Origin of the sequence: Fodinibius roseus (genome assembly GCF_900129315.1) — a bacterium.
Lineage (GTDB): Bacteria > Bacteroidota > Rhodothermia > Balneolales > Balneolaceae > Fodinibius > Fodinibius roseus.
Genome location: NZ_FQUS01000006.1, coordinates 121,816 through 135,739, shown reverse-complemented (window position 1 = coordinate 135,739; position 13,924 = coordinate 121,816). Strand labels below are relative to the sequence as shown.

The following is a 13,924-nucleotide window of genomic DNA, read 5'->3' as shown; positions in this document are numbered from 1 at the left end:
CTTCTGCAAGGCGACGGAAAAAAAGCGGCAGAAAGGGACTCCGCTGCGTCTGGCACGCTATTTTTATCTTCAACGCAGCTGACCGGCTACATTCGAAGTATTGACAAGAGGATAAGCCGCCCTACCGGCTGCTGCTGATTTCAATCCTTCTCAACCCCGTCCCGTCCCGGTTCATGATATAGATTTCATCTTTGCCGGAGCGGTCGGAACAGAAGATGATTTCTTCCCCGTCGGGCGACCAGGAAGCGTAGTAATCTTTTCCGCTGTGTGCCGTGAGTTGTTTCATATTCGTCCCGTCAATATCAATGACATAAAGGTCGAAATTACCGAAGCGGTTAGAGGTGAAAAGAAGGGTCCGGCCATCCGGCGACCACTGTGGAGCAAGATCGAAATGATGGTCGGTGGTCAGCTGTGTCTGGTTGGAGCCGTCGGCATCCATTACGTACAGGTCGAAATTGTCATTGCGGTCGGAGGCAAAGGCAATGTTCTCTCCATCGGGCGACCACACGGGATCCACCTCATAAGAATGGGGAGAGTGGGTAAGTCGCTGCTGATTCCTGCCGTCGGGCTCCATGGTGTAGATTTCAATATTTCCATCCCGATCCGACAGGAACAAAATGTGATTACCATCCGGAGAGAAGAAAGGATAGACATCCGTAGTTTCGTTGGAAGTGAGCTTCCTGATATCCTGGGTTTGGTAATTGCGAAGATATATTTCCATATCCCCGTCTTCATTGGAATGGTAGAGCAGGTTACGGCTGTCCGGCGACCATGAGGGAAGATCGCCGTCCCGTGCGGAGCTTATGGGGAATTGTTCCGATTCGTTATGAGCGTGGCGCATGTCGTAGTACAATTCCCGCTCCCTTTCGGAAAAAAAAGCGACATACTTTCCGTTGGGCGACCAGGCCGGGTAGTAGTCGTGAGCGGGATGAGAACTTATATTTTGCACATCATGGGTATTTAAATCAATCACATAGATATCGAAATTACCCCTGAGTGCTGAAGCAAAGGCAATATATTGACCGTCGGGCGACCAGTAGGGATGCACGTAGGAGAGCGTATCCGTATCCCGAGGCTGACAAAAGGCTGCCCTGCTGCACAACAATACAAATATAAGAACTGCGAATGATCGTTTCATACCTGCCACCCATACCCTTGTAATATTAAGAGTAATAAAAAAGAGAGACTAATTCACCTTTTTTAGGCGTTATGACAGCATTTTTGTGACGGCATGCAGCGATTGATATTTCTCAATCCCGTGTTGTCGCAGCCATTCGGTATCCTGATGGGGCTCATGGCGCGATTTGATAAAGAAGGGCGTAATTCCCAGGTCAACGGCCGGTTTCAGGTCGCTCAATTTATCTCCGGCCATATATGACTGCCCGAAATCTATACGGTGCTTTTGAGCAGCTTTTTGAAACATGCCGGTGCCGGGTTTCCGATCTTCCGGCACATACCGTTGATCGGGGTCATATTCGGGATGATGCGGGGCATAATACCAGTCATCGATGGAGACGGTGTGTTCCAGAAGCTGCTGGTCCACCCAGCGATGGAGCGCCTGCACCTGCTTCTCCGTGTATCGCCCGCGCGCGATACCCGACTGGTTGGTTACGACAATAATTTTAAAATGGTGGTCGCGTATCCACTGCAGCGCCTCAATAACCCCTTCACACCATCTCCATTCTTCCGGGCGGTGCACAAAATTGTAATCTACATTGATGGTACCGTCGCGATCGAGAAAAAATGCTTTATTCATGTGGTTGTATGAATCTAAGATAAATATCCAAAGTAAAAAAACAGCAGGGCAGGTGCCAGCTCGATACGCCTGCCTCCGTTTCTCGTACATTCCCACCTGACACTCAATCAACAGGATTCAAACCGCAGTAGCGGTCTTTTTTTCAGAAAATAAAAATTACGGAACAAAAAATTCGGATCCAGACTAATAATAAAAGATATACTACATATAGTATATATTAATTATTACAAAATAATAATTCAGACAGGGCAAATAATCATGAAAAAAGTTAGGGCAAACTATATGAAGAAAGCTAATTTCAACGTAATGCATAACCGCATTATACAAAGTATCTTTGTATTTGGAGCAGTAATACTGCTTGCTGTTTCATGTCAAGATGTGGATTTCAACGGGCCAAAGCACGGGAAGGCTCATATGAACGTGAAGCTTACCGATGCCCCTGGCGACTACCAGGAGGTAAATGTGGAGGTTCAGGCACTTCGTATTCACTATACACCATTCAGTGACGATACCGTTGATGTGGATCCGGACAAGGATGGCAAATGGATAGAGCTGCCGGTGGATCCGATGACCATAAACCTGCTGGAGTTGACAAACGGGGTTGACACCTTGCTGTCCTCGGCAGACTTGGATCCCGGACGATACCGGGAGCTTCGGCTGATTCTCGGGCATGACAACACCGTCATGGTGGATGATATGCTGCACGACCTCAAAGTACCCAGCGGCCAGCAATCGGGATATAAGATCAAATTCAAGACCGAACTTGAAGCCGGTGAAGAGCTCGATGTGATTATCGATTTCGATGCGTCCCGCTCGGTCCACAAAGCAGGAAGGAGTGGTAAATACATCCTGAAACCGGTGCTCAAGGCCTTTGTTGAGAGCGGTGAAAAGGCGGAAGCCGGATCGATCTCCGGGACGGTGGAACCCGTAGATGCAAGGCCGACGGTTTTTGCTGTTGCGGGAAGCGACACGATCAGCTCTACCCACGCCGATACAACAGATGGCGGCTTTATGTTGCGGGGACTCGAAGAGGGGCTGTATGATCTGGTAATAGAACCGGCCGGCGATCAATATTCTGTTACCACAGAGACAGGCATATCTGTTGAAAGTGGCTCAGAAACAAACCTGGATCCGATCATACTGGACGAAAACGAGTAAAAAGCTAATCTGCATTTTCCAGCGATAAATGCGGGCTAATGCTTATGTTCTTAGAAGAATTAACAACAAAAAATGCCCGGCTGTTTAGTCAGCCGGGCATTTTTATTTCAAGAAGCTTGCTTGCTATCGATTGGATGCGAAAAATTACTGAGGCATATATGCACATGCCCTCATTGCGCCCGGCTCGTCGGACACAGTCCGATGTCCGCCTGTTGATACCCGCCGGTCGCCAACCATGAAGTTAAGGGTTTGGGATAACAAGATAACATGTTATCTCAATGCAGAGAGACGATATCGGAGAGAGAGCTTTATGCCAAGGTGATGTTGATCATTTTCGTAGATGTAATCATGGTTAATCTCGCGCCGGTAGGTAATGCCGATATCTGTTTCAAACTGTTTGTAGAAGAATAGAACAGACGCTCCGAACCTCATTTCTACATTATGCAGCCAGTACTTGTTGTGATTTGGATTCTGAATATCTTCATCAAGCATGGCATCCGACAGGTAAAGAAAATCGTTGTTTTTAGCGACCCGCTGGGCGAATATGTTGATACGGCCTTTGTCGTAATACAGGGATCCCCCCAGGTACTGGCTGTTGGATCCCGGTCCGATGGCAGCCCCCATCAGTTGTCCCCGGTTGGTATATCCCTGGGGCGATCTGCTGTGAACATAGAAGGGAGCGTATCCACGAAAAGCACCCGACTTACTGGCTTCGAGCTGGGTCAGCTCGGTGGTAACGGATACTATTTTTTTGCTGCTCAGGTCAAACGTTTTTTGCAGGCCCAGGGTATAGCCCCGGCTGTGGGAGGGTTCGGTAACAAAGTCCCGCCAGTCCCAGCTGTGATCCGTTCGCGCCCATTCTCCATAAATTTCCAGCCCGCTTTCGGGGAAGACCCACTGGCCAAACAGGGAGATAAGCTGATCGGACTGGTCGTTGCCGCTGATGTTCGACTCATCGGTGAGAGTCGTTTTTGTAAAGGCTTCGAAGATTTTGAACAGGTTGCCGGCCGGGATGCCTTCGGGTGGAATGATTTCATAAAAAATTCTATTGAGGCCAACCCTCAGTCCCGGCACCGGCTTGGGACTTACCGACAGGGTAAGTCCCGATACATATCGTTCATCATTCTCTGGATTATTATCGAAGTAATCGGATTCCATCAGCTTACCCCAGAACAGCTTGGTTTTCAGGTGACCGACATAAATGTCTTTGGGCTCCGAGGTACTGATAAAGAAGTGGCGGAAGCCGGGACCATTGCTGTCCATAAGAATGGCATTCCTGCGTGCGGGTCCCCACCGCATATGTTCATTGGAAATGCCGGCAGCCCATCCCCGGTAGTCGGCGCGCAGATAGGAGTTTCCCCAATCCGCCGTCCAGAAAGAATGATTCCCAAATCTCTGGGGCCAGTCTATGCGGCCGAGAGCGTAGGCATAGGGCGACCTGTTCGGATTATTTTCGTACGGGGAGAGTTCAAAACTTCTGTTCTGGTTGAATATGAGATGGGGACGCAAAGAAGCCGACAGGAAGCGGTATCGCAAAAAAAAGCCGCCCGACCAATCACTGGTGAATCCCCTTCCTTGCCAGACCGGGCCGTCATGCTGTCCGCCGGGTTCGAGCGACTGCCAGTAGGTTCGCAGCCTGGGATCATGGGGAGCGATCGTGAAATGATTTTCTGGGCCGGGGCCCGCAGGTGCTGATAACTTTTCACGGGTGCCGCCGGTATGGAATATCGGATTGGGTGCACCGGACCACGGATGCTGCTGCAAATGATCGAGCCTGTTGAGATGGGAGTACTCGTGGTTGAAGAGATCAAATGGCTCCTCCGGCCGAGCGAGGAGGCCGCTAATGGTTAATGTCTGAAGATATTCCCTGTAAATATCGTTTTCCTCAAGTTGTTGAGCCCAGGCCTGTTGTCCGTCCACCACTATGTTAGAAAAGATGAATACACAGAAAAAAAATGGGTAAGAAATAGCATAAGATGACCGAAATGAGAGGTTTTTTTTGAATAACATTGCCCTGTTTTATTTGTAATAAAAATTATGATAGGAAAGAATCTAAAAATGGTAGGTAAAAAAGGCGGATTTTGTTCCCCGGTGGCCGCTGGGGGGGGACGAATATGAGTTTAAAAAAAACCGATCGCCGGGTAGCAAACCCCTTCCCGGGAGTCTGCCGGACTCTTATCAAGAGGACTTTGAAAGACCGAGAATTTTGTACGGGATCAAGGCCCCGGGGAGATTGGAGTCGCAGCAAATAGTCTATATGTGAGGATTTCAACCGAGCGATAACGCCGATATTGGGCTAAAGAACGGTTCAAAAAGTTCTCGCCAGGCTATTTGATCAGCGTCATAGGCAGGACTCGTACGCCATCAGGGGTCTTAAGGCGGGCAAAATAGACACCGCTGCTTAATCCATCTGCATCAAACGTAACGAAATGCGATTTTGCTCCCATTTCTGCATTGCGAAGAACCCGCACCCTGCGTCCCAATACATCATAGATGGTAAGGGTGACATGAGAAGCCTTTGCCAGGTCAAAGCGAATTTGCGTGTCCCTGCGAAAAGGATTGGGGTAGTTCTGAAAGAGCTTCGTTTCGGCTGGCTCTTCGTCGGATACCGCCCGTCCGGCGGGCGAAACCTCAAACGGTTTTTGAGCCCGGGCGGCAGCTACCTGGTCGGCCAACACCTCCGCGTCGTCTCCGAATGCATAAGCAAAGCCGACCACGATTTCTGCCCCCGGATCCAGGGTATACGGACCCGAAGCAACGACCCCGGAAATATCGCTGTGTTGCCTGCCGGTCTTCGTCTTCCGGGCTTTCAGGGCCGACCGTTTTTCGGTGTCCGTAAAGCCGTCATAGAGACCGAAACTCAGGCTGTCCTGCGATCCTTCTGTCGTATTGTCAATGGCGAGAATGCCTGATATCGGACCCATCGTGGCCACTGCAGTGATGGGTTCACTGCTGTTTTCGGTAGCCTCGGAAAAATACAACAGGCTGTCGGCAGGCATAAAGGAGGCGTTGTTATCAGCGGAGTCCCCGATATCCCAGTCGTTGAAAAGTCCCACATACACATTGGTAAGCTCACGGAAAGAGGAGTTATTGCGAAGCGTATATTGAAGCAGCACGGCATTACTCAGCCGGGGATGATTATAGGCATAGGTTTGCAGGCGGATGGTCGCATCGTGGGTCGTATCCGATTCGAGCCGGAATGTGGCGTGTCCGTCGAGATCGGAGACGGATTCGTTCCGGGTGGTCGTAAAAAGCTCCAGCGGGGTAAAGTCGCGGGAAACCCGGCCGGTTTCGCTTCGAACCGCATCATACAATGTGCCGTCAATCTCGACCATCAGTCCCCCTTCGAAAAGCAGGTTCCTCCCCTCGGCGTACCCGCCGGACGTTCGCGTGCGGGGGACAAATCCTACTCCGCCTGCGCCCAGGAGCGGCTTTGTAAAACCAATCGTGCCGTCGGAGCCGAATGAGGTTTTAACGCGGTTTTCGGCCACAACGTCGTGCAGGAATTCCTCGTACTGCGCGATTCCGAAATCCTCGTAGCTTCCGTTTGGATCACGGAAGTTCAGGCGTATCGCAGGCGTTGCCCTGAGATCAAAATCGTCGCCGATGGTCAGCTCAAAAGTGATTTCCGTAGAATCACCAGTGGAAAGGGGCGGGAGCCGGGTGCTGCCGGCTGACAGCTCAATCCCTTCATCCTGTACCGCTTCGGGCTGGAGGTCGATGTCGGAGACCGGCTTCCCTACATTTACTATATTGGCGTACACGGTCCCCGGCTGGTTGAGCTGCAGTTTTTCTCCCTCTCTGTTCTCGAAGCGGACCGAGGTGAGTTTAAGTCCCGGCTGATCGGTATTCAGCGCATTAAAGGCGTCGATCTTACCGCTTCCCAGCTTATGGGCAAAGCCACTTGCGTTGTCGTTTTCAACAGAAACAGCCGAGGTGCGAATCTGCTGTCCGATGCGTTCGGCGGACCACCCCGGGTGGATTGACCTCAGCAGGGCCGCCAGTCCGCTCACGACCGGCGCAGCCATAGAGGTGCCGCTCTTGCTTGTGAACGATTCGCCATAGCTGGTGCTCAGGAGGCCCGAGCCCGTGGCCAGCACATCCAGCTCGTATCCATAGTTCGAGTACCCGGACACCATATCGGAGGTCTCCACCGATCCCACTCCCAATACGTTGTCATAACCGGCGGGATAACTCACCTTGTCCACCCCGTCATTGCCCGAGGAGGAGACGACCAGGGCGCCCCGCCGGGTTACGTAGTTGATGACATCCTGTTCGGCGTTGGAGAAGCCGTCGCCCCCCCAGCTGCAGTTGATGATGTCGGCTCCCTGTTCTGCGGCATACAGAATGCCCTCAAATCCATAGCCTACGGAGGTCGGATCATCGGGGGTGCCGCCCGCTTTCACCGCCATGTAGGTGCTGTTAAAACCAGCCCCTGCAATACCGGACTGGTTATTCGTCTCTGCTGCAGCTATGCCGGCCACATGGGTGCCATGGTCCGTGCCGTCATGCATAGGATTATGGTCCCCGGCGACCTGACCGGTAGCATCCGAGTTCCGGAAGTCCCATCCAAAAAGATCGTCGGTATAGCCGTTGCTGTCGCCGTCTGCCCGGTCCGTAAAGGGAGCACCGGGATGAAGGGCATCGTCCAGCTGAATTTGCCCGTCACCGTTGTAGTCTTCCCCGTTGTCCCGCAGATACTGCCCAATCTCCGTAGCGGTCACGCTGCCATCAGCATTTTGGTCCGCGGTGGGACGAAGGGCGTTCGGCACTTCCTCCTGGTTGACCCACAGCTTGTCGTCGAGTTCCGGATGGGTATAATTTACCCCGCCGTCAACGATTGCGATGACCACTTCCGGGCCGCTCGTGGAAAGGTCCCAGGCTTCGGAAAACCGGTGGAAATCGATGAATTTTTCGAGCGTGGAATCGTTGGGAGTGAGATGGAGCCGGCGTATGTATTTGGGTTCAGCGTAGGCAACACCGGGCATACGCTCGACCTTGGCTGAAAGGTGAAGCGGATCGATGCGCTGACTGAAAGTTGCCTCATGGATGCGTAACAGGTCATCTGCCCCGGACCTGTTTTCCCGGCGCAGTTTTTGTCGTTGACGGGTTTTCATAAGCGGCTGTATCGTCCGCATGCCCGAAAGCCGCAGAAACTGCTCAACAGCAGCCCGGGGATCGCTTGTGAGCTTGCCCTTAAGCTGCCGGAGCCGCTGGTCCGACTCGTATTTGATAAGCAATCGATCGGGAGCATAGTTTGGCTGTTGCCCCATGGCTGCCAGGGGCAGGAAAAGCAACAAAAGCAGTATCGTCCGTGATGGTATCGTTGTAATCATATGGAAGTATGGTAGAAAAACGCACTTCAAATGTAAATAAATGATTCCCTGTCTTTTTATTTCTTCTATCGTCGCACCTATGCCGCAAAGACGGAGGCAGGGCGGTGGCCTTAACCGAAGCCCTTATCACAATGTAAAGCAGCCTGATCTCTTTACGGAATACCAATGCTAACGCTTCTTCAGGAAAAGAGTTTGTCAAGTTCTCTATCAGCCTTACTTTATGGCTTAAAATTCTTTTGCAAGATACGTATTTTCTGTGCGTTGCAAGAGACAGGTCTTGAACTATTAAATTAACCTCGTATTTCGATATAAATATTGTATGATGAAAAATAATATGGACAGCCTTCCTGCAAATCCGTTAGTAACGATTATTTTCGCAACAAGTATTTTTTTGATTTCAGCAACCGCTCTTCAGGCGCAATCACCCGGGGACAATGCGGCCATACAGCCGCTGCGGTCGGATGTGGGAATTAACGGGCTGACGGTCAATTTGCACGCGCTGGGCGATTATTCTTATCTCGGCAACGATACATTGCAAACGGATGGCAGCTCCGAGCTTGAATTCGTATTTCGTAATATACGGATGATGTCGCCCCGGGTCGGGGTGGGATTTCAGGTGTTGGGCAGTTTTTTTGTGGATAACTCCGGGGATGAATCCGGTTTTGGTCTCGGGAGCTGGGGACTGGGTCCCATGGTGCGGGCATACCCCTTTAAGACCAATCGTTTTCAGCCCTACGTGCAGGGAAAGGCCCTGTTCGGTAACAATATGGCTGTAGGAGAGCTGGCAAACACCCGCACCGGAGGAGAAGGGTTCCGGGTCCGCCTCGGATTGCGGGGCGGTGTGGCCTATCGCATCAGCAATACGTTGGGTTTTTTTGTTGAAGTGGGTCCCGACTGGGAAAGCGGCCGGATTTTCAGGGCGGATGCCCGAACTATGCAGGTGAATGTCGGAATTGACTTATACCGCTTTAATTGATGTCCGTCCGAAAAATATCATTAAGCGGTTGAAGGGAGGACGTCTTTCCTCCGCAGGTTTAAGGCTGCTGCCTGGCCCGGCAGGTGTGCCCCCCCCTTCGAAACAGCAGCTGAATCAATGTCGCAGCCCAAGACACCGGCTTACCTGTCAGGTTTTTCTCTGTCTGTTGCGAATAGTAATAACCTTCTTGTTGTTAAATATATCGGCTGAAGGCAGACAGGATGACTACCTTGGCAGAGCCGGAACGCTACACCCCGGGTTGATCGGGATAAAAAGCTCCCAGCATCTGAAAAAAAAATCGTATCCCGGATGGGAAAAAGGAGCTGTTTTAGTTTGGGCGGAGATCGTCGTGAGGGCGTTTCAGGGAATCCGGCAGCTCCTGTTCGTCTTCCCGGAGTCGACGAATATAGATCGCTCGTTTTACCAGACCGCGTCGTATGCCGAAGTAGGTACCCAGGAATGCTGAAAATATCGTGATAACGACGAAAAGGAGCTCCGACTGGCCGAGTCCCACATCCCTGGTATAGACCCAGAAAATTGTGGGAGCGATAGTCAGGGAAGCCATGAGGTAGCAGAGCCAGTTCAGGTCCACCGCCTTAATAATAAAACGGCGGCTGATGCCAAAATTCAGGTTCAGGTAAACCAGCCCGAAGCCCATCAGAAAAAGATAGCCGGTCGTGCCTTCCCGATCTACATAATGGATGAAATTATGGGAGACGACAATGAGCAGCAGCCCCAGAACTAACGTTCCGCTGATAAATGCAAAAGTACGTTGCCAGTTGTGCATGGATAGTATATAAGTATTTATTTATTGAGTCTTATTTAACATTCCAGTCATCAGTTCGAAAAGATGAAGCTGGCAGTCCCGCTGTATTGTACAAATTTCCAACACACCAGTCTTTAAAACAATAACGTACTGCTTTAGGCTCGTTAACCTCTTCGCTCCATACAATAATTTTATCGTTGCTTATTGTTGCGTTGGCAGGGACAAATTTTTTATTCTCTCCCGCTACTTCAAATGCTGTTAACTCCCTGTCAAAAGTAGTAAATCCATTAGGTGCATATTTAAAACTGAGATGAACTTTATTGTCTTTTACGTCCATAGCCTGGTATACCGGACCGGAATACGGCAAGCCTTCTATTCCGTAAGTTTTGGCTAAAGCCCAGAAGGATAATCTTTCTCCGACGGGGATTTTTTTAGCCGGATGAATGTTGTTTTTTTCGCCAATGTCCATTGTTACCGCCATCCCTGAATGAGATACCTTTTGCATGGTTTTTAGCTGTGCCTCTCTTAGAAAAGCCGACATATTGCTCCCATCATACGAATACGGCGCTATTTGCACAAAATAAAAGGGGAAGTCACTGATTCCCCACTCTTCCCGCCAAGACCGAATCATATCCGGGAAAAGGCTTCGATACTCTTTAGCTCTATCCCTATTAGTTTCGCCCTGATACCAAATAGCTCCTTTTATTCCGTACGGTATAATAGGTTTGATCATACCGTTAAATAGAGCAGAAGGTATGCGATTAGCATTTTTTTCTTGATTTTTTTGTAATGAAGGATCCAGAGAGGGATATTCATCTAAAGCTTTTGCATTCATCCATGCTTCGACGGAAGATCCGCCCCAGTAACTGCCGATTAGTCCAATAGGAATCTCGAGCTTTTCGAATAATTGCTTTCCAAAAATAAAAGCAACGACGCTAAAATCTTTGACCGTATGTATATTACTTTTTGTCCAGGTTCCTTTGATATCGGGAGCAGGTTTCGAAGCAGAGTTTCTTTCAATTTCAAATAACCGGATATAGGGATTTTTAGCGTCCATCAGAATATCCATACTTTTATTGATTGGCTGATTGATATATCCTTTGACAGGCATTGCCATATTGCTCTGCCCCGAGGAAAGCCAAACCTCTCCTATTAAAATATTTTCCAGTGTTACTGTTTCATCTGCCTCAATAGTTATTTCATATTCGTTAAATCCTCCCTGAGGTGTAGATACATCAACTTGCCATTTCCCATTCTTACCAGAGAAAGTATTATAGGATTCACGGTTCCAACCGGTCGTAACCGTTACTTTTATATTAGGGTTCGTGGTGCCCCAGACAGCTACTTCGCTGTTTTGCTGCAATACCATCCCGTTTTGAAAAATAGCCGGTAAGTCTATTGCTAAACTGTTGGGTACCGAAACAAGGAAAATGCCTAAAACCAAGGGCAAATAATAAAAACGCTTAATTTTCATAAGGAGAGGTGCATGTATTCGTATTTAGGTGTACCGATAAAAACAGTATTTTTTGAGCGGAAAGCAATTGAGATTTTCGGCAAAGAGATATTCCTGGATCTATTTTTTTCGGAGCCAGTTTTCGGGATCAAGGTTGTCATTGTTTTCCCGGACCAGGAAAAAGACCGATTCCCCGTTTGCAGAGGCCTGATCGCCCGACAGCCCTACGATATCCCCCCGCTGGAGGATAGAGCCATCACGAACAGAAACCTGGCTCAGGTTCCCGTAGGCTGTGATGAACCGGCCATGTTTTACTAAAACGACATCCCCGTATCCGGGAAACGGCTGTACCGCAATGACATATCCGGGGTGAACCGCTTTAACCGGTGCTTTGGGGTCGGAGAGGATTTCAATACCGAGGTTGGGGGTCACGGTACCATAGACCGGGTGACGCTGGCGACCGAAATGTTCCAGGATGGTGCTGCTTTCTACCGGCCACGGCAGCTCTCCCTTATTTTGGGCAAAGCTTATTTCGATTTCTCTCAGTTCCTCGTCATCCAGAAATTCTTCACTTTCTGCCGGCGCAGCGGCATACTTGGCCACTTCGCGGGCCCGCTCTTCCTCATCCTCGATATTTTCCGCTTCGGCCAGCTTCTGGTCCCGGTTCTCCTCAAGTTGTCGTATGCGTTCGGCTTGCTCGCGGCGAATCTCCTCCTCTTCCCGGATCAGGGAGGTGAGCGTATTATTCAGGCTTTCTTTTTGCTGCTGTATCTCATCCAGTTTCTGCTGAAGGCGCTCCTTATCCTGCCGAAGCAGTGCTACGTTGCTTTCCTGTTTCTGTTTCTGGCGGGCCAGCGTTTCTTTCTCAGCACGTATTTCAGCCAGAAGGCGTTTGTTTCGTTCCTGCCCATCTTCGAGCTGCGCCCTGTTGCGTTTTAACTCCTCCTCGGTTTCCCGGATCTCATTAACCTGGGCTTCGCGATACGTATTGAACTTTCTCAGGTAATAAGCGCGAATAAGCATCTGGTTAACAGAGGAAGAGGCAAACAGCAGCGCTAATTCGGACGTTTGTCCGTGCTTGTAAATATATTGAAGCGTCTCCTTATAGTTTTCAATCAGCTGCTCGAGTTTCTGCTGGTTTTCGGCAATGGTTTGGTTGATGACGGCAATTTCATCTTGAATTTGTGATTGCTCGGCCTGCAATTTGGAGATTTTCTGATCCTGTAATGTGATCAGGCGCTGCAGGTCTTCGAACTGTTCGTACAGGTTAGCGTATTTTTCACTGGTTTTCTGCAGCCGCTGCTCAAAGGTATCAATCTGTTCGTTAAGCTTGTTAATCTCCGCTCGCGTATTTTTTTGCTTGAGAAGCAGTTCTTCACGTTGTTTTTCGTAATTCCCGTCTTGGGCTACAGCAGCCGTGGATGCTCCAAAAAAACAGCAAAAAAAGGTTATGTATAAGCTGGTTTTATTCATCGATGATAGATGCGGGTATCTTCCGGAAGGTTAATAGTCAGCGGTTCAAGTGAGGGATTAAGTTCCAATGAGCCCACTTGCAGGGCTATTTTGGATTGTCCGTCAGCCCCAAAGATAGTAATTCTTCGCGGCAGCCTGAATTCTTTTAATTGCGCATAGGCGTCGTATTGAATTTTAGCATAGGGAAGCCCGGAGTTTGCCGGCTGAATGACCTCGCTGACGAGGTGAGATTCCTTGTCTACGAAAACCCGTGCGCCGGTGGATAGGAAAAGCTTAAAGTGGGTATCGTTTTCCTGCACTTTTTCGACATGGTCGGCATTTAAAGTGAAGTTGATGATATCGAGAATATTCAGCGAAGCTAATTGATTGATCCGATCGAGGTTCCCGCCGCGAACGGGAATCCGGCGGGCATAGTTGTCCACTTTATTGTAGACCAGCAGCGTATCGCCGTCAGTTAGCAGCTGACCTCCTTCAATACCGAGACCATTGCGGATGGTCACCAGGCTTTTGGAGCGGTTGCTGGAAAACAGGAGCGTTGCGCGTTCGGTATTGTTCGGCTCGCTGACAATCGCCCGCCCTTTGCCTTTCAGGGTATGGAGGGTGTCGGTGTAGTCCGGCAGCCGGTCTGCGATCGTTTTGCCATCAGCCGGGGAGGACTGATAACCTTCCTTTGACACCTCTGCCATCTCTTTGGTACCGGAGCAGGAGGCCAGGACCATGCAGAGGAGGATGAGGGCCGCGTTGGGACGCAGGGAGATGGGTATCCGGAAGGCATCTGTCATCATGGTTATCTGGCCGTTAAGAAATTGTTAGCAGTATTGAATTATATAGTTGATTGTTTGTTCGCCGGACTGTTCGAATGTACGTATCATGCTTCTTGGATGGTTGTCCGACAGGTGATTAATACCGGCACGTTCTCTAAACGATTACTATCCCTTTATAGTACCGAAATAAGCAGAAATATGCCTGAGCTTGAGGCTTGTCGCCGCATACGAAACCGCTAAAC

Annotated in this window: 10 protein-coding genes; 2 read left to right on the top strand and 8 right to left on the bottom strand. The window is 49.8% G+C overall.

Features of this window, described 5'->3' with window-relative positions; genetic code table 11:
- Positions 1–121: 121 nt before the first annotated feature.
- Both BUB16_RS07235 and BUB16_RS07230 read right to left on the bottom strand, forming a co-directional pair.
- Entirely contained in the window at positions 122–1,138 is a 1,017-nt protein-coding gene (locus BUB16_RS07235) for a DUF5050 domain-containing protein (protein WP_084088104.1), read from the bottom strand.
- A gap of 69 nt (positions 1,139–1,207) precedes the next feature.
- Positions 1,208–1,756 carry a D-glycero-alpha-D-manno-heptose-1,7-bisphosphate 7-phosphatase gene (locus BUB16_RS07230; RefSeq protein ID WP_073061516.1) on the bottom strand — a complete coding sequence of 183 codons (549 nt, stop codon included), beginning with the start codon at positions 1,754–1,756 and terminating at the stop codon, positions 1,208–1,210.
- Positions 1,757–2,038: 282 nt separating this feature from the next.
- On the opposite strand from BUB16_RS07230, the gene BUB16_RS07225 reads away from it, so the two are divergent.
- A complete protein-coding gene (locus BUB16_RS07225) occupies positions 2,039–2,914 on the top strand; it encodes a DUF4382 domain-containing protein (protein WP_170864313.1) in 876 nt (291 codons plus the stop codon).
- Between the two features lie 270 nt (positions 2,915–3,184).
- On the opposite strand, the gene BUB16_RS07220 is transcribed toward BUB16_RS07225, so the two are convergent.
- Both BUB16_RS07220 and BUB16_RS07215 read right to left on the bottom strand, forming a co-directional pair.
- The gene (locus tag BUB16_RS07220; RefSeq protein WP_170864312.1) at positions 3,185–4,834 is read right to left on the bottom strand and encodes a capsule assembly Wzi family protein; all 1,650 of its coding nucleotides are present in this window, start codon (positions 4,832–4,834) and stop codon (positions 3,185–3,187) included.
- 407 nt (positions 4,835–5,241) lie between these two features.
- Entirely contained in the window at positions 5,242–8,250 is a 3,009-nt protein-coding gene (locus BUB16_RS07215; protein WP_084088102.1) for a S8 family peptidase, read from the bottom strand.
- A 319-nt stretch (positions 8,251–8,569) separates the two neighbouring features.
- Here BUB16_RS07215 and BUB16_RS07210 point away from each other — a divergent pair, with 319 nt between their 5' ends.
- Positions 8,570–9,226, top strand: a complete 657-nt coding sequence (locus BUB16_RS07210) for a hypothetical protein (RefSeq protein ID WP_211483119.1) — start codon at positions 8,570–8,572, stop codon at positions 9,224–9,226.
- A 328-nt stretch (positions 9,227–9,554) separates the two neighbouring features.
- Here the strand turns inward: BUB16_RS07210 and BUB16_RS07205 are convergent, their stop codons facing one another.
- From BUB16_RS07205 to BUB16_RS07190, 4 genes are all read right to left on the bottom strand, one after another.
- Positions 9,555–10,013, bottom strand: a complete 459-nt coding sequence (locus tag BUB16_RS07205; protein ID WP_073061495.1) for a hypothetical protein — start codon at positions 10,011–10,013, stop codon at positions 9,555–9,557.
- 31 nt (positions 10,014–10,044) lie between these two features.
- A complete protein-coding gene (locus BUB16_RS07200; RefSeq protein WP_073061492.1) occupies positions 10,045–11,466 on the bottom strand; it encodes a sialate O-acetylesterase in 1,422 nt (473 codons plus the stop codon).
- A gap of 99 nt (positions 11,467–11,565) precedes the next feature.
- Positions 11,566–12,918, bottom strand: a complete 1,353-nt coding sequence (locus BUB16_RS07195) for a murein hydrolase activator EnvC family protein (RefSeq protein ID WP_073061490.1) — start codon at positions 12,916–12,918, stop codon at positions 11,566–11,568.
- Positions 12,915–13,703 (bottom strand): DUF4292 domain-containing protein, encoded by a 789-nt coding sequence (locus tag BUB16_RS07190; protein WP_084088101.1) that lies wholly within the window; start codon positions 13,701–13,703, stop codon positions 12,915–12,917. Before BUB16_RS07190 ends, BUB16_RS07195 begins: the two co-directional genes overlap by 4 nt.
- Positions 13,704–13,924: the final 221 nt, after the last annotated feature.